The sequence below is a fragment of the Brevundimonas sp. TSRC1-1 genome (assembly GCF_049898245.1).
Lineage (GTDB): Bacteria > Pseudomonadota > Alphaproteobacteria > Caulobacterales > Caulobacteraceae > Brevundimonas > Brevundimonas mediterranea_A.
Genome location: NZ_JAFCXI010000003.1, coordinates 628,021 through 643,404, shown reverse-complemented (window position 1 = coordinate 643,404; position 15,384 = coordinate 628,021). Strand labels below are relative to the sequence as shown.

Genomic DNA, 15,384 nt, shown 5'->3' with positions numbered 1-15,384 from the left:
CCCCAACCACCAACGACTTAAATCTAGGAATACAATCATGGACGCTGAAGCCGCCAAGTACATCGGTGCCGGTCTCGCAACCCTGGGCATGATCGGTTCGGCCCTGGGCGTGGGCAACATCTTCGGTCAGTTCCTGGCCGGCGCCCTGCGCAACCCGTCGGCCGCCGCCGGCCAGGTCGGCAACCTGTTCGTGGGCGCCGCCCTCGCCGAAGCCCTGGGCATCCTGGCCTTCGTGCTCGGCATCCTGATGATCTTCGGCTGATATCAGCCGATACCGGCGCGCGGGGCTCGCCCGCGCGCCGTTTCATCTGATCCTGCAGCAGACGGTTCATGGCCAGCACCCACACCAATCATGCGGTTCCGGCTTCGGTCGAAGCGGACCTGCACGCCGAGACGGCGACCGCCGCCGAGCACGGCTCGGGCGGCCTGCCGCAATTCCAGTTCGAACACTGGGCGGGACAGATCGGCTATCTGCTGATCCTGTTCGTCATCCTGTATGTTCTGGTCTCCAAGGTCTTCGCGCCGCGCCTTCGCAAGGTGATGGACGAGCGGGCCGATACGATTTCCAACGCCGTCGCCACCGCGCGTCAGGTCCAGGCCGAGGCCGCCGACCAGGCTGCTCAAGCCCAGGCTGAAGTCGCCAAGGCCCGCGCCGACGCCCGCGCCATGGCCGCCGCCGCCAAGGCCCGCGTGACCGAAGACGCCGCCGCCCGCCAGGCTGCGGAAGAAGCCGTCGTCAACGCCCGCATCGCCGAGGCCGAGACCGCCATCGGCAAGACCCGCGACGCGGCCATGGCCAATGTCGCCGTGATCGCCTCCGACGCCGCCGCCGCCATGGTCGAGCGCCTGACCGGCAAGGCCGCCACCTCGGGCGAGCTGGCTACGGCCAAGGGAGCCGTCTGATGAACCTGATCTTCGAACACGGCATCTGGAGCTTCGCCAATGCGGAGATCTGGGTCGGGATCGGCCTGCTGATCTTCTTCGGCATCCTGATCGCCGCCGGCGTGCCCAAGATCGCCGCCGCCCAACTGGACGCCAAGGGCGCCAAGATCCAGGCCGACCTGGACGAGGCCGCCCGCCTGCGCGCCGAGGCCGAGGCCCTGCTGGCCCAGATCCGCAAGGAGAAGGCCGAGGCCGAGGATCAGGCCGCCGAGATGATGGCCCAGGCGGAAGCCGACGCCCGTCGTCTGGAAGTCGAATCCAAGGCCAAGCTGGAAGAGACCCTGGCCCGTCGCCAGAAGATGGCCGAGACCCGCATCGCCCAGGCGGAGGCCCAGGCCTCGGCCGAGGTCAAGGCGGCCGCCGCCGACCTGGCCGCCAAGGCCGCGGAACAGATCCTGGCCGCCCGCCTCGCCGGCGGCGCCAAGGACCCGCTGCTGGACGCCGCCATCGCCCAGATCGGCGATCGCCTGAACTGAGGCCGGCTGGCTTAGCCGAACGAAAAAAGGCCCCCGGCGTCGCTGGGGGCCTTTTCTTGTGTCTAAGTGCCCCGCTGTCAGTGGGCGGTGGCGCCGCCCATGAAATGCGCCGCCTGGCGCTTCTCGCGTGTCACCAGCCGGGCGTAGACATTGCCCAGCACGATGCCGAACACCGCATGGGTGATCAGCAGCCAGCCGATGGTTCCGAAGCCGGCGGCGGCCGAGAAGGTCCGGTAATCGCCCAGCATCAGGATGGCCCCCATCATCACCACCCAGGCGCCGACGGCGAAGACGATGCCCTTGGTCTCGGGGGTGTCGGTAGGCAGGCGGGGACACAGCACCCCGAACAGCGGCCCCAGGATGAAGACGCCGCTGAAGGCGTGGATCGCCCAGCCGACGGCCATGTTTCCAGGCATGCCGATCATGGTGGCGATGACCCCCTGGAACGGGTCGAACCAGTTCAGGAACAGGTTGGGTATTTCAAGCAAGGAAACGGCGACGGTCGCGGCGACGCCCGCGATCATGCCCTTTTGTACGCGTGACATCATGACCTTAGCGCCTCCCAACGCATTTGATGGTTCTCTGATAACGCCCAGACAGAATACGCCTGTAGCGGGAGAAGGGCGTTCACGATGATGTGGTTAGCAGTTGCGACACCGCAACCGCGAGACGGTCTGTCAACTAGCGGAAAAGCTTCCGGAAATAGCGACGAAGCATCTTCCGCAACCGCGTCAGACGTCGGCGGGGTCTCTTAAGCACGACCTTCTCGGCGCGCAGGGCCTGCTGCCAGAAGACAGGAGCGAACTCCGGCTTTTTGCGCATGAGCCGCCGGAACGGATAAACCCATTTGGGCCGGGCGTACTGGGCACGAATGAACAGCCGCTTGGCCCAGAAGGAGCTCTTCAGGATCAGCATCAGGCCGACGGCGATGACGGGAATGCCGCCTGGACCCGGCAGGGGCGCGATCAGAATTCCCAGAAGCACCACGAACAGCCCGCCCGCCATCAGCGCCCAACGCTTCAGCGCGCGAAGCGTACGGCTGCGCGCGCGGTAGGACGGAAGGCGGATCGCGGTTGCGAAGGTCAAGTCGGCGCCAGACAGAGAGGAGGGAGGTCCTGTGACAACGATCGTCACGACCGCCCGATCCCGACTCGGGAGAGGAAAGAGCGACCGTGGCCAGCCTGCCACAGGCTCGTTAAGACCGTGTGTCCATGGCCGATCCGTGTCTACGGCGTGAAGCTTTGGTCATGATTGATCAAGGGCTTCTGGCTGTTGCCTCCAGGACACAATAGGGGGAGGTCACCCCTCTTCAACCTTCGTCATCCTCGCCCTTGCGGCGAGGATCCATACTCCCGGTGTTTCCGCAGAATGCGCCTTCGTCTGGCGCTGGGAGTATGGATCCCAGGGACAAGCCCTGGGATGACGGGGCCTATCCGTCGCCCTTACGCCGCCTGGTTCGACCCTGCCGGCGCGGTCCAGCGCAGCACCGGCGAGCGGGCGGCGCGGGTTTCGTCCAGGCGGCGCAAGGGGGCGTGGAAGGGCGCGCCCTTGAAGCGATCGACGTCGCCGGCTTTCGCGGCCTCGGCCAACAGGCGCATCGCGTGGATGAAGCGATCCAGTTCGGCCTTGGACTCGGTTTCCGTCGGCTCGATCAGCATGGCGCCGTGGACGACCAGCGGGAAATACATGGTCATCGGGTGGAAGCCCTCGTCGATCATCGCCTTGGCGAAGTCGAGCGTGGTGATGTCCGTGCCCTTCAGCCATGCGTCGTCGAACAGGGCCTCGTGCATGCAGGGGCCATCGGGGAAGGCGGGGCTCATCAGGTCCGACAGGCGGGCCTTGATGTAGTTGGCGTTCAGCACCGCATCCTCGGCCACCTGGCGCAGGCCGTCGGCGCCGTGCGACATCATGTAGGACAGGGCGCGCACATACATGCCCATCTGGCCCTGGAAGGCGCACAGGCGGCCAAAGGCCTGAACCGCCTCGTCTTCCTCGCGCTCGATCAGGCGATAGCCGTCCTCGTCGTGCACGACCCACGGCGCCGGGGCGAAGGGCGCCAGGGCCTCCGACAGGACCACCGGACCCGCGCCCGGACCGCCGCCGCCGTGCGGCGTCGAGAAGGTCTTGTGGAGGTTGATGTGCATCGCATCGACGCCCAGATCGCCCGGACGAACCCGGCCGACGATGGCGTTGAAGTTGGCGCCGTCGCAATAGAAGTATGCGCCGGCCGCGTGCGTCAGGCGGCTGATCTCCAGGATGTCGCGCTCGAACAGGCCGCAGGTGTTGGGGTTGGTCACCATGATGGCGGCGACGTCGTCGCCCAGCTTGGCGGCCAGGTCGGCGACGTCCACGCGGCCTTCCTCGGTCTGGGCGACCTCGACGACGGTGTAGCCGACGAAGGCGGCGGTGGCCGGATTGGTGCCGTGGGCGCTGGTGGGCACCAGAACCTTGCGGCGCTTCTCATGCTGGCCCGAGGCCTCGTGGGCGGCGCGGATGGCCATCAGGCCGCACAGTTCGCCGTGCGCGCCCGCCTTGGGCGACAGGGCGACGGCGGGCATGCCGGTCAGGGTCTTCAGCCAGTGCGCCAGCGTGTCCATCAGTTCCAGCGCGCCCTGCACCGTCGAGATCGGCTGCAAGGGGTGGATGTCCGAGAAGCCGGCCAGGCGCGCCATCTTCTCGTTCAGGCGCGGGTTGTGCTTCATCGTGCACGAGCCCAGCGGATAGATGGCCAGGTCGATGGCGTGGTTCTTCTGGCTCAGGCGCACATAGTGCCGCATGGCCTCGGGCTCCGACAGGCCGGGCAGGCCGATCGGATCCTTGCGGACCAGGTCGCCCAGGTCAGAGCCGTCCGTCTTGGGCTCAGCCAGATCGACGCCGGTCTTGCCCCAGCCGTCGCCTTCGAAAATCAGGGCTTCGTTCTGCAACAGGCCGCGGCCGCCGGTCAGGGTGGCGGGCTTGGTCGTCACGGCGTTCGGAGCGGTCGGACGGCCGACGGTGTTCATGGTGCTCATGGTCAGGATCCCTTACGCGCCGAGGACTTTGGAGAGTGACTTGGCGAGGATCTGGATGTCCACATCCAGCGTCGTCTCGGTCGCGGCGACCAGCAGGACGTCGTCCATGCCCGCATCGGGGGCCAGACGGCTGTAGGGCACGCCGGCCAGAACATGGTGATCGGCCAGGGTCGAGACGACTTCGGCCGCGTTCTTGGGCAGACGCACCGCGAACTCGTTGAAGAAGCGCGAGGTCAGGATTTCGACGCCCGGAATGGCGGCCAGGGCGTCGCGGGTGGCGACGGCCTTCTCGTGGTTCAGCAGGGCCAGTTTGCGCAGGCCCGTCTCGCCCAGCAGGCTCATGTGAATGGTGAAGGCCAGGGTGCAGAGGCCGGAATTGGTGCAGATGTTCGACGTCGCCTTGTCGCGGCGGATATGCTGCTCCCGCGTCGACAGGGTCAGGACGAAGCCGCGCTCGCCGTCGGCGTCCACGGTCTCGCCGGTCAGGCGGCCGGGCATCTGGCGGATCAGCTTCTCGCGCGTGGCGAACAGGCCGACATAGGGGCCGCCGAAGTTCAGGGCGTTGCCGATCGACTGGCCCTCGGCCGCGACGATGTCCGCGCCCATCTCGCCGGGCGACTTCAGCAGGCCCATAGACACCGCCTCGGTGACCACGACGATCAGCAGGGCGCCGGCGGCGTGGGCGGCCTCGGCGATCTTGGTCACATCCGTCGCCGTGCCGAAGACGTTGGGGGTCTGAACCACGACGCAGGCCGTGTCAGGACCGATCTGGTCGATCACGGCGGCCTCGGCGTCGACGGCGGCGGCCAGGACCTGGGTCTCGACGCCGACGGCGTGGACCACGGTTTCGGTCGCCTTGACATAGTGGGGGTGCACGCCGCCCGAGATCACCGCCTTGTTGCGGCGGGTCACGCGGGTCGCCATCAGCACGCCCTCGGCCATGGCGGTCGAGCCGTCATAGAGGCTGGCGTTGGCCACCGGCATGCCGGTCAGGTTCGCGACCTGGGTCTGGAACTCGTACAGGTACTGTAGGGTCCCTTGCGCGATTTCCGGCTGATAGGGGGTGTAGCTGGTCAGGAACTCGGACCGCTGGATCACATGATCCACCGTCGCCGGGACATGGTGCTTGTAGGCCCCTGCGCCGCAGAAGAAGGGCACCGCGCCGGCCGTCGCGTTCTTGGCGGCCATGGCGGACAGGGCGCGCTCGACCTCCATCTCGCCGGCCACGCGGGGCAGGTCCACCGGCCCGTCCAGTCGCGCCGCCTCGGGCACGTCCACGAACAGGTCGTCGATCGATTTCGCGCCGATGGCGGCGAGCATCGCCGTGCGGTCGTCGGGCGTCAGGGGGAGGTAGCGCATGTTCTATTCCGCTCATCCCGGCGAAAGCCGGGACCCAGTGTTTTGGGCGATCGGTCGCGTCGATCTAAAGAAGAGCCGCTCATCCCACGCACCCTGCCTCGCGAAAGAACTGGGTCCCGGCTTTCGCCGGGATGAGCGGATGAAGTCAAAGCGTCTTCAGGAACTCGTCGTAGGCGGCCTGGTCCATCAGGGCGTCCAGCTCCGAGGCGTCCGACACCTTGATCTTGGCGAACCAGCCGTCGCCTTCCGGGGCGGCGTTGACGGTTTCCGGGGCGGTCGACAGGGCGTCATTGGCCTCGACCACTTCGCCCGAGACGGGGGCGTAGACGTCCGAGGCGGCCTTGACGCTCTCGACCACGGCGAAGCTGGCGCCCTTGGCGACGGTCTTGCCGACCTCAGGCGTTTCCACGAACACCACGTCGCCCAGGGCGTCGGCGGCGTGCTTCGAGATGCCCACGGTGGCGATGTCGCCGTCCAGGCTGACCCACTCGTGATCCTTGGTGAACTTCATAATCTGATCCTCAGACGGTCTTCGGTTTGCGGTAATAGCGTTGCGCCACGAAGGGCATGGCGACGATTTCGGCGGCGGCGGACTTGCCGCGCACGACGACCTTCAACTCCGTACCCAGCGCGGCATAGGCCGGCGGCACGAAGCCCATGGCGATGTTCTTGCCCAGCGTAGGGGAGGGGCCGCCCGAGGTGACCTTGCCGATGACGTTCCCGTCAGCGTCGGCGATCTCGGCGCCTTCACGGGCCGGGGCGCCTTCCTTGACGATCAGGCCGATGCGGACGCGCGAAGGACCGTCGGCCAGTTCCTTCAGGATCCGCTCGGCGCCGTTGAAATCCGCGCGCTCCTTGCGCGACTTGGACAGGGCGAAAGTCAGCGCCCCTTCGACCGGCGAGGTCGTCGGGTCGATGTCATGGCCGTGCAGCGGCAGGCCGGCTTCCAGGCGCAGGCTGTCGCGGGCGCCCAGGCCGATCGGCTTGACGCGGGCGTCCTCCAGGATGGTGTTCCAGACGCGCTCGGCCTGGTCCGCCGGCACCGAAATCTCATAGCCGTCCTCGCCGGTATAGCCCGAACGCGAGACATAGCAGTCGACGCCGAACAGCATCAGCCGGGCGCATTCCATGAAGCCCATCTCGGCCAGGAGCGGCTCGTACGCCGACATGACTTCGGCGGCTTCCGGTCCCTGGATGGCGATCAGGGCGCGGTCCAGCACCGTCAGTTTGGCGTCGCCTTCCAGGTTCGCGTCCCAGAAGGCGAAATCCTCGTCCTTGTTGCCGGCGTTGACGACGACGAACAGGCCGTCGTGATCCGGGCGGCCGGCCATCAGGTCGTCGATGATCCCGCCGTCCTTGTTCAGCAGCAGCGAATACTTCTGCTTGCCGGCCTTCAGGATTTCATAGTCGCCGGGCACGAACCGCTCGAACTGGGCGGTCGCGTCCTCGCCGGTGATCTTGCACTGGCCCATGTGCGACACGTCGAACAAGCCGGCGTGTTCGCGGGTCCAGCGGTGCTCAGCCAGGACGCCCTCATACTGGACTGGCATGTCATAGCCGCCGAAGCCCACCATCCGGGCCCCCAGGGCGCGGTGCGCGGCGTTCAGGGGCGTCGTTTTAAGAAGGGGGGTCTTCAGGGCTTGGTCGGTCATGGTTCAGGCTTTCACGGTCGCGTTTGGTGGCGGAGCTCCGCCGTCTTCGCGCCCCCGCTGTCCTGAAGCCTGAGAGATTCCGGCGGTCAGACCGCCTTGCTCCGTCGGCGCGCCCTGATCCCGAGAAGGGGGCGACTTTCCAGCGTCCGTATGCTGTCGCGGTCCGTTTGCCTGAGCGTTTCCGGGGCGGTTGCGCCTTCGGCGTCGGGGGCCGGCCTGCCGGTCCCGAACTCTCCCGCGAGAGCATCCGACCTAAGCCACCGACTCCGGGCCCAAGTCAAGCGTCGGCGGCTTTCGGAGGCCGTCCGGCGGCGTCATTGTCGCCGTTCGCATCGCCTGTTGTTGCGTCGCCCTTGCCCTCGCGCCGTTGGCCCGCCAAGAACGGGAACCGCCTCAGCCGCACCGGACCGACCGCATGACCGCCGACCGCACCCGTCTCGACGCCCATATCGCCGCGCTCGACGCGCCCGAGGGTCTGAAAGCGGTGCTGACCGTCGTCGCCGCCACCTGCGCCGACATCAGCAAGGTCGTCGCCGGCGGCGCCCTGGCCGGGGCTCTGGGCGCCTCGGGCCAGATCAATGTCCAGGACGAGGAGCAGAAGAAGCTCGACGTCATGACCAACGACATGCTGACCGACGCCCTTCTGGCCTGTCCCGCCGTCGCCGGCGTCGCCTCGGAGGAGATGGACGAGGTCCAGCCGGCGTCCCATTCGACCGGCGAATATCTGGCCCTGTTCGACCCGCTGGACGGCTCGTCCAACATCGACATCAACGCCATGGTCGGCACCATCGTCTCGGTGCTGAAGTCCGCCACGGCTTCGCCGACCGAGGCCGACTTCATGCAGCCGGGCCGCAACCAGGTCGCGGCCCTCTATGCCCTCTACGGTCCCCAGACCATGCTGGTCCTGACGACCGGCGCCGGCGTGAAGGGCTTCACCTTGTCGAACGACGGCGACTGGATCCTGACCCACGACGACATCGCCATCTCGCCGGACACCAAGGAGTTCGCCATCAACATGTCGAACCTGCGCCACTGGTCCGCGCCGGTGCAGACCTACATCGGCGACCTGCTGAAGGGCGACGAAGGCCCGCGCGGCAAGAACTTCAACATGCGCTGGGTCGCCGCCATGGTCGCCGACGTCCACCGCATCCTGATGCGCGGCGGCGTCTTCCTCTACCCGTGGGACAAGCGCGAGCCGACCAAGCCCGGCAAGCTGCGCCTGATGTACGAGGGCAATCCCATGGCCTTCCTGGTCGAACAGGCCGGGGGCAAGGCGACGACGGACGGGGTGCAGCCCATCCTGGACGTCCAGCCCGAGCATCTGCACCAGCGTATCCCGGTCGCCCTGGGCTCGGCCAACGAGATCGACGCCTACGCGGGCATGTGATGCAGATCGGTCCGACTGACGTCCTCCTGGTCATCGACCCGCAGAACGACTTCTGCGAGGGCGGTTCTCTGGCGGTCGCGGGCGGGGCGGGGATCATGCCGCTGATCAACCGGCTGGCCGAACGGTTCTCCCGCGTGGTCGTGACCCAGGACTGGCACACGCCGGACCAGATCAGCTTCGCCTCCAATCACTCCGGCGCGGCCCCCTTCACCGAGATCGAGGTCGCCTACGGCCGCCAGATGCTGTGGCCGGATCACTGTATCCAGGGTTCGCCCGGCGCCGACTTCCATCCCGACGTCGCGCCCACGGTGCGCAAGGCCCTGGCCGTGATCCGCAAGGGCTACAACCCGGCGGTCGATTCCTACTCCGGCTTCTTCGAGAACGACCATCGCACCCCGACGGGCCTGGCCGGCCTGCTGCGCGACCTGGGCGTGAGCCGGGTCTTCCTCGCGGGCCTGGCCTTCGACTACTGCGTCCGCTTCACCGCCGAGGATGCGGTGCGCGAAGGCTTCGAGGCCGTGGTCATCTCCGACGCCAGCCGCGCGATCGCGCTGCACAGCGAGGCGGCGGCGAAGGACAGTTTCCGGGCGCTGGGGGTGGTGGAGAGTGGGGCGGCGAGCGTCCTCGCCTAAACCCCTCTTTCGTCATCCTCCGGCGAGCGCAGCGAGACCGGGGGACCCAGCGGCGCGCGTGAGCGCGAACCTGTCGCGGACGAGGTGTTCAAACATCGAGCGGTGGAAGCATCGCCTTCGGCGCCGCTGGGTCCCCCGGTCTGCGCCGCGAAGACGCGGCTTGCCGGAGGATGACGAAAGAAGAGGCGTCAGCCCGCCTTCGCGTAGGCCTCCACCTCCGCCAGATACGCCGCCTTCTCCGCCTCGCCCAGGAACGACCCCTCGAAACTGTTCCGCGCCAGCAGCGTCACCTGATCCCGCGTCAGCCCCACCGCCGCCGCCAGCCGGCTGTAGTTGTCGTTCACATAGCCGCCGAAATAGGACGGATCGTCCGAGTTCAGGGTGACGTGCAGGCCCCGGCGCAGCATCTCCGGCACGGGGTGATCCTTCAGGTCATTCACCACGCACAGTTTCAGGTTCGACAGGGGGCAGACGGTCAGGGTCATCTGCTCGCGCGCCAGTCGCTCCACTAGGGCCTCGTCCTCCATCGAGCGGTTGCCGTGGTCCATCCGGTCAATGTTCAGCAGGTCCAGCGCCTCGTGGACATAGGCCGGCGGGCCTTCCTCCCCGGCGTGGGCGCACAGTTTCAGGCCCAGCTCACGCGCGGCGGCGAAGACGCGCTGGAACTTGGACGGCGGATGACCGACCTCCGACGAATCCAGCCCCACCCCGATGAAATGATGCAGATAGGGTTTGGCCGCCTCCAGGGTCGCGAACGCCTCCTCCTCGGTCAGGTGGCGCAGGAAGCTGAGGATCAGACCCGAACTGACGCCCAGTTCCGTCTTGGCCCGGTCCATGCCCGCGATCAGCCCCTCGACCACCACGCCGAAGGCCACGCCCCGATCAGTATGGGTCTGGGGATCGAAGAAGATCTCGGCGTGGCGCACGTTATCGGCTGCCGCCCGCTGGAAATAGGCGAAGGCCAGATCCTCGAAATCCTTGCGGGTCAGCAGCACGGCGGCCCCGGCGTAATAGATGTCCAGGAAATCCTGCAGGTTCGAGAAATCATAGGCCGCCCGCACCGCCTCGACGCTGTCATAGGGGATGGACACCCCATTGCGCTGCGCCAGTTCGAACATCAGCTCCGGCTCCAGCGAGCCCTCGATATGCAGGTGCAACTCGGCTTTGGGCAGGCCGGCGATATAGGCGTCCAGGTCAGTCGGCATCGAGGGCGGTCTTCCAGTTTGATAGATTGAGCACGCGGACCGATGCGCGCTCGAGCGTCGCTTTGGACATCAGTTTGGCGTCGGCGGTGATCAAAGGCAGGCTCAGGCGTTCGGCAAGGGCCAGGTAGAAACAATCATAGACGGCATGGTCCAGCGCGCGACCGATATCGAACGCGCGCAAGGCCAATCCATAGGCGGGCGACAGGCTTATGTTCGCTCGCTCGATCGCCCCCAGGGCTAAGGCCGCGTCATCGGCGTGGTATTCCTGACGCCGAACCTTCTTCCAGAACACATTGGCCCATTCCACGAGCAGAAGGTCCGGCGCAGCCAAAGGCTGAAAACGGAGGTCGAGCGATGCGTCCGCATCATCCTCCTTCACGAACCATTTGATCACGACGCTGGAGTCGATGACCGCCTTCATCTTTCGTCGCGGCTTTCCCGAACCAGAATTTCGGACGGCGTGTGGCTGAGTCCGGCCGAACGCGCTCGCAGCTCATCCGACGTCTGGATCCAGTCGGATCTGTCCGGCGTCTCGACCGCCGCAGCCGCCGTCAGAATGGCGCGCACCTCCGCCTCGGCCGAGCGGCCGTTGCGCGCGGCCCTCTGTTCCAGGGCGCGGACCGTTTCTTCGTCGAGATTGCGGACATGGATGTTCATGGCGACGGCAATCATACCATGCCGACTAGGCGTTCGACACCACCAGCCGCAGATGTCCAGCCTTGGTCTTCCCTGCGTCGTCGGTCGGCGGCGGATCGGGCGGCGGGGGCAGGATGGGGCGGGCGCTCCAGGCCTCGGGCCGTTCGATCCAGCCCTTGGCCGTCTTCAGTCGGTCGGGCAGCATCGACTGGGCCAGCAGATTGGAGCCGATCCCGACCAGTTCGTCGGTCCAGTTGGCGATCTGGCGGTTGTGAAGCCGGCCGGGCGGGGCGACGCTGACGATCCGCTTGTCCGGATAGGCCTCGCGCACGAACCGCACGGTGGCCGCATGGTCCCCGTCGGTGGTCAGCAGATAGACGCTATCGACCCGGTTCGCCGCCACATCGTCCGCCACCGCCAGGGCCAGGTTGACGTCGCTCTGCTTCTCCGTCGCCGAACTCCAGCCGTGGCCACAGGCACGGCAATGTTCGCCGTGGACGACGAAATGGCCCATCAGGCAGCGCACGCGCCGGGCTCTCAGCGCCGTTTCATAGCGGAACTGCGCCTCCATCCGCGCCCGGGCCTGGGGCTTGTGCGCGCTGACCCAGACGACGTCGGTCAGCCGCTCCATCGGATCGATCAGCCCCCGCCCCAGGGCCTGCAGATCCAGCCACAACCATTCTCGCCGCTTCTGGTCCAGCAGGGCGTGAAACAGATTATAGCCGTCGACATAGAGGACGGCGCGGCGTTTCAGGAACGGCGGCGTGAAATCGCCGGGACCGAAGCCGCGAATGGCCCCATCGGCCATGCGAATGCGCCCGTGATGCTGACCGTAGGGTTTCCCCATCCGTCGTCCGCCCCCTGTCCCCCGTAAAGGTTAATCAGAGGAGCGCAGCGGAGTCCGCGTCTTTCAGGTCACAGAACGGCGGTCACATCCGTTCGGGCGTCTCGATCCCCAACAGGGTCAGCGCCGTCTCGAGCTGACGCAGGGCCGCAGCTGACAGGGCCAGGCGCGAAGCCCGCGTCGCCTCGTCCGGCGCGACCAGCACCGGGCAGGCGGCGTAGAATTTCGAGAAGGACTGGGCCACGCGATAGGCGTGCTCGGCCACCAGATGCGGCATCCGCTTGTCATAGGCGTCCGACACGGCGGTCGAGAAGGCGTCCAGCGTCAGGGCCAGATCGCGTTCCGCCTGTTCGGCGATGACGATGGCGCCGGGCGTCGCGCCCTGTTCGGCGGCCTTGCGCAGCAGGGATTTGATCCGCACCGACTGGTACAGCAGATAGGGGCCCGTCTTGCCCTCGAAGCTCATGAACCGGTCCAGATCGAAGACGTAGCTGGTGGTGCGGGCGTTCGAAAGATCGGCGAACTTCAGGGCGGCGATGGCCACCTTGTGCGCGATGGCCTCGAATTCTTCCGGCGACAGGTCGTCGCCCAGCTTGGCTTCGTGCAGCCGTTCGCGCGCCTTGTCCGTCGCCTGGTCGATCAGGTCGCGCAGCTTCAACACCCCGCCGGCCCGGGTCTTGAACGGCTTGCCGTCCTGGCCGTTCATGGTGCCGAAGCCGAGATGCTCCAGCGAACCTTCCGCGGCGTAGCCGGCCAGATAGGCGGCGCGGAACACCTGTTCGAAATGTTCGGCCTGACGTTCGTCGACGACGTACAGCGCCAGGTCCGGCGCCAGGGCCTTCTTGCGGTCCAGGATCGTGGCCAGGTCGGTCGTGCCGTACATGGCCGAGCCTTCCGAGCTGATCACCAGCAGGGGCGGGGGCGAGGGCGCCTCGATCACCGAACCGTCGGCCAGCTTCTTCTTGCGGGTCTCGCCGGGCTTGGCGACATGCACCACCTGGGCGCCGTCGTCCTCGACCAGCAGGCCGGTCGCCTTCAGGTGCGCCAGCATTTCGGGCATCTGGGGATCGGCGTCGCTCTCGCCGTTCCACAGGTCGAAATCGACCGACAGATCGCCGTATTCGCGCTTCAGCGCCTCGCGGCTGACCGCCACGAAATGAGCCCACAGGGCGCGATAACCGGGACGTCCGTTCTGCAGTTCCGCCGTCGCCTTGCGGGCGCGGTCGCGGAAGGCCGGGTCTTCCTTGGCCTTGCCGGCCGCCAGCGGATACAGCCGGTCCAGATCGGCCAGGGTCACGGGGCTGTCGGCCGGGAAGGGGCCGTCGCCCTCGACCAGGAAGCCTTCCGCCAGGCCTTCATCGCCGCAGGCGACGATCAGCAGCCCCATCTGGAAGCCCCAGTCGCCGAAATGGGCGTCACCGGTGACATGGTCGCCGCGGAAGCGGAACAGCCGCTTCAGGCTCTCGCCGATGATGGCGCTGCGCAGATGGCCGACGTGCATCGGCTTGGCCACGTTCGGACCGCCGTAGTCGATCACCACCTTGCGCGGATCGGCCACCACGGCGGCGCCCGCATGCTCGGCGTCGGCGGCCACCTCTGCGGCGCGTTCGGCCAGCAGCGCATCGGCCAGCTTCAGATTGATGAAGCCCGGTCCCGCCACTTCGACCGAGGCGAAGCGCGGGTCGGAGCTCAGCCGCTCGGCGATCCTGCCCGCCAGCTCGCGCGGATTGGCCTTCAACGCCTTGGCGGCCGCCAGGGCGCCGTTCGACTGGAAGTCGGCCAGGTCGGGGCGGTCGGATGGGGTGACGCGAGCCAGGGCCGCATCCACGCCTTCGGCGGCGAAGGCGGCGGCGACCGCTTCGCTGAGGACGGTCTTCAGATCAGCCATTATTGGTTCGGCGCAGAGGCTTGGGCCGGCACGCCGGCGTTGACGCGGAAGCGGCTGCCCGAGCGGTTGAACTCGGCCATTTCCGGCGTGACGTCGAAGCCGATCAGGACTTCGAAATTGCCGCCGCTGGTGTCGATGCCCGCGCGGGGGATCACGATGGTCCGCTGTTCATGGACCGAGGCGGTGCGTTGGCCGTCGAAATCCACCGGCAGGTCGAAATATTCCTTGGCCAGGATGGCGTTGTTGCGCTCGGTCACGGCGACCCAGTAGCGATAGGTCTTCTGGTCACCCGCCGCCTTTTCGCCACGGCCCAGCTCGAACAGAATGTCCATGTCCAGGCGGATCGGATCGGCCTCACGGTATTCGCAGTCAGCGGACACGCCTTCGATCTCGCCGGTGTAGCCGACGTTGGAAACGGCCGCGCGGCCGCCTTCCAGCTCGACGTAGCGGGCGGCGTCGTACAGCACCTTCACGAAGGGGCAGGGGCCGGCGTTGGGCCGGCGGCGCAGGGGCGCGATGCGCGGCGCGCGGCTGGGAGCGTTTTCAGTCCCATCGGCCTGCTGGCCGCTGGAACTGCGATCACGCTGGCGCTGCGAGGTCTGCGCCTCGGCGGCGACGGGCAGGACAGCGGCCGCAATGGAGACGGCGGCCAGGGCGGAGAGCACGCGACGCATCAGTTATCTTCCGACAGCGAGAGGACCAACGCCGTGGCAGGCGTCCTTAGAAAAGAGGCGAAGAGGTCTTAGAGACCGGGCAGCTTGAAGCCGCCGCTGCGACGCGGGGTGATGGTGATGGCCTGTTGGCCGCCGGTCAGGGCCTGAAGACGCGCGGCCTCGGTCGTGGCGTCGATCGTTGTCTGACCTTCCGAGGTCTGGCGGACGGTCGGCGCCTGGGTCGATGCGTCATCCTTGCGCCAGAACATCAGGCGGTTGGCGAAGCTTTCGTCCTTGTGCGCGATGTCGCCGAACTCGTCGTCGACGACGTAACGGGCCAGGGGATCGGCCTGGTCGGCGCCGGCCTGGGCGACCAGGACCTGCTCGCCCGGGGTGCGGGTGACGGCCTGGCGCTGACCCAGCAGAATCTGACGGGCGGCGCTTTCAGGCGCGAGTTCCTGCGGACGCGGCTGGCCGGGTGCGGGCGGGCGAAGGCCGTACTCGGGCGGGACGCTGAGCGGGGCGGTGGAGACGGTCACGAACTCGTCCGGCACGACCTTGGTCAGGCCGATGCCTTGCTTGAGGCTGCCGCAGGCCGACACGGCGAGCGCGGCGGAGGCGGCGAGGGTCAGTACGGCGACGCTGCGGATACGCATGGGTTCAGGCTCTGATCGGCTGATGCTCGAAACGCCTCTACGG

The 15,384-nt window shown here is 67.3% G+C and carries 18 protein-coding genes and 2 riboswitches; of the genes, 5 read left to right on the top strand and 13 right to left on the bottom strand.

Annotation, left to right across the window (positions count from 1 at the left end):
• Positions 1-37 precede the first annotated feature (37 nt).
• The 3 genes from ACP7CK_RS13280 (at position 38) to ACP7CK_RS13270 (ending at position 1,418) form a co-directional block, all read left to right on the top strand.
• Positions 38-262, top strand: a complete 225-nt coding sequence (locus ACP7CK_RS13280; RefSeq protein WP_008261286.1) for a F0F1 ATP synthase subunit C — start codon at positions 38-40, stop codon at positions 260-262.
• A 68-nt stretch (positions 263-330) separates the two neighbouring features.
• Positions 331-903 (top strand): ATP synthase F0 subunit B', encoded by a 573-nt coding sequence (locus ACP7CK_RS13275; RefSeq protein WP_008263958.1) that lies wholly within the window; start codon positions 331-333, stop codon positions 901-903.
• Positions 903-1,418 carry a F0F1 ATP synthase subunit B gene (locus tag ACP7CK_RS13270; RefSeq protein ID WP_426026298.1) on the top strand — a complete coding sequence of 172 codons (516 nt, stop codon included), beginning with the start codon at positions 903-905 and terminating at the stop codon, positions 1,416-1,418. Before ACP7CK_RS13275 ends, ACP7CK_RS13270 begins: the two co-directional genes overlap by 1 nt.
• A 77-nt stretch (positions 1,419-1,495) precedes the next feature.
• Here ACP7CK_RS13270 and ACP7CK_RS13265 read toward each other — a convergent pair whose 3' ends face one another.
• The 6 genes from ACP7CK_RS13265 to gcvT form a co-directional block, all read right to left on the bottom strand.
• Positions 1,496-1,966 carry a DUF6789 family protein gene (locus ACP7CK_RS13265; protein ID WP_372705438.1) on the bottom strand — a complete coding sequence of 157 codons (471 nt, stop codon included), beginning with the start codon at positions 1,964-1,966 and terminating at the stop codon, positions 1,496-1,498.
• A gap of 133 nt (positions 1,967-2,099) precedes the next feature.
• Positions 2,100-2,552 carry a hypothetical protein gene (locus ACP7CK_RS13260; RefSeq protein WP_291837821.1) on the bottom strand — a complete coding sequence of 151 codons (453 nt, stop codon included), beginning with the start codon at positions 2,550-2,552 and terminating at the stop codon, positions 2,100-2,102.
• A 308-nt stretch (positions 2,553-2,860) separates the two neighbouring features.
• The gene (gcvPB, locus tag ACP7CK_RS13255) at positions 2,861-4,429 is read right to left on the bottom strand and encodes an aminomethyl-transferring glycine dehydrogenase subunit GcvPB (protein WP_426026295.1); all 1,569 of its coding nucleotides are present in this window, start codon (positions 4,427-4,429) and stop codon (positions 2,861-2,863) included.
• A gap of 12 nt (positions 4,430-4,441) precedes the next feature.
• Positions 4,442-5,788, bottom strand: coding sequence for an aminomethyl-transferring glycine dehydrogenase subunit GcvPA (gene gcvPA / locus ACP7CK_RS13250; RefSeq protein WP_292150323.1), 1,347 nt, complete (start codon positions 5,786-5,788; stop codon positions 4,442-4,444).
• 145 nt (positions 5,789-5,933) lie between these two features.
• On the bottom strand, positions 5,934-6,299 hold the full coding sequence (gene gcvH / locus ACP7CK_RS13245) for a glycine cleavage system protein GcvH (RefSeq protein WP_372705436.1): 366 nt from the start codon (positions 6,297-6,299) through the stop codon (positions 5,934-5,936).
• A 10-nt stretch (positions 6,300-6,309) separates the two neighbouring features.
• Positions 6,310-7,440, bottom strand: coding sequence for a glycine cleavage system aminomethyltransferase GcvT (gcvT, locus tag ACP7CK_RS13240; RefSeq protein ID WP_426026293.1), 1,131 nt, complete (start codon positions 7,438-7,440; stop codon positions 6,310-6,312).
• Between the two features lie 55 nt (positions 7,441-7,495).
• Positions 7,496-7,585: riboswitch (glycine riboswitch) on the bottom strand.
• Positions 7,586-7,589: 4 nt separating this feature from the next.
• Positions 7,590-7,688, bottom strand: a riboswitch (glycine riboswitch).
• A gap of 167 nt (positions 7,689-7,855) precedes the next feature.
• Here gcvT and ACP7CK_RS13235 point away from each other — a divergent pair.
• On the top strand, positions 7,856-8,827 hold the full coding sequence (locus ACP7CK_RS13235; protein ID WP_426026291.1) for a class 1 fructose-bisphosphatase: 972 nt from the start codon (positions 7,856-7,858) through the stop codon (positions 8,825-8,827).
• Complete coding sequence (gene pncA / locus ACP7CK_RS13230; RefSeq protein ID WP_426026289.1) at positions 8,827-9,459, top strand: bifunctional nicotinamidase/pyrazinamidase; 633 nt, start codon at positions 8,827-8,829, stop codon at positions 9,457-9,459. Before ACP7CK_RS13235 ends, pncA begins: the two co-directional genes overlap by 1 nt.
• 188 nt (positions 9,460-9,647) lie before the next feature.
• Here pncA and ACP7CK_RS13225 read toward each other — a convergent pair whose 3' ends face one another.
• From ACP7CK_RS13225 to ACP7CK_RS13195, 7 genes are all read right to left on the bottom strand, one after another.
• Positions 9,648-10,664, bottom strand: a complete 1,017-nt coding sequence (locus tag ACP7CK_RS13225) for an adenosine deaminase (protein ID WP_426026288.1) — start codon at positions 10,662-10,664, stop codon at positions 9,648-9,650.
• On the bottom strand, positions 10,654-11,085 hold the full coding sequence (locus ACP7CK_RS13220; RefSeq protein WP_426026287.1) for a type II toxin-antitoxin system VapC family toxin: 432 nt from the start codon (positions 11,083-11,085) through the stop codon (positions 10,654-10,656). The genes ACP7CK_RS13225 and ACP7CK_RS13220 overlap by 11 nt, the downstream gene beginning before the upstream one ends.
• On the bottom strand, positions 11,082-11,336 hold the full coding sequence (locus ACP7CK_RS13215) for a FitA-like ribbon-helix-helix domain-containing protein (protein ID WP_426026286.1): 255 nt from the start codon (positions 11,334-11,336) through the stop codon (positions 11,082-11,084). Before ACP7CK_RS13215 ends, ACP7CK_RS13220 begins: the two co-directional genes overlap by 4 nt.
• Positions 11,337-11,346: 10 nt before the next feature.
• The gene (locus ACP7CK_RS13210; RefSeq protein ID WP_426026285.1) at positions 11,347-12,108 is read right to left on the bottom strand and encodes an NYN domain-containing protein; all 762 of its coding nucleotides are present in this window, start codon (positions 12,106-12,108) and stop codon (positions 11,347-11,349) included.
• A 121-nt stretch (positions 12,109-12,229) separates the two neighbouring features.
• The gene (gene argS / locus ACP7CK_RS13205) at positions 12,230-14,032 is read right to left on the bottom strand and encodes an arginine--tRNA ligase (RefSeq protein ID WP_426026284.1); all 1,803 of its coding nucleotides are present in this window, start codon (positions 14,030-14,032) and stop codon (positions 12,230-12,232) included.
• Entirely contained in the window at positions 14,032-14,706 is a 675-nt protein-coding gene (locus tag ACP7CK_RS13200) for a Tat pathway signal sequence domain protein (RefSeq protein ID WP_426026283.1), read from the bottom strand. Before ACP7CK_RS13200 ends, argS begins: the two co-directional genes overlap by 1 nt.
• A gap of 68 nt (positions 14,707-14,774) precedes the next feature.
• Positions 14,775-15,341 carry a DUF3035 domain-containing protein gene (locus ACP7CK_RS13195; protein ID WP_008261403.1) on the bottom strand — a complete coding sequence of 189 codons (567 nt, stop codon included), beginning with the start codon at positions 15,339-15,341 and terminating at the stop codon, positions 14,775-14,777.
• Positions 15,342-15,384 lie beyond the last annotated feature (43 nt).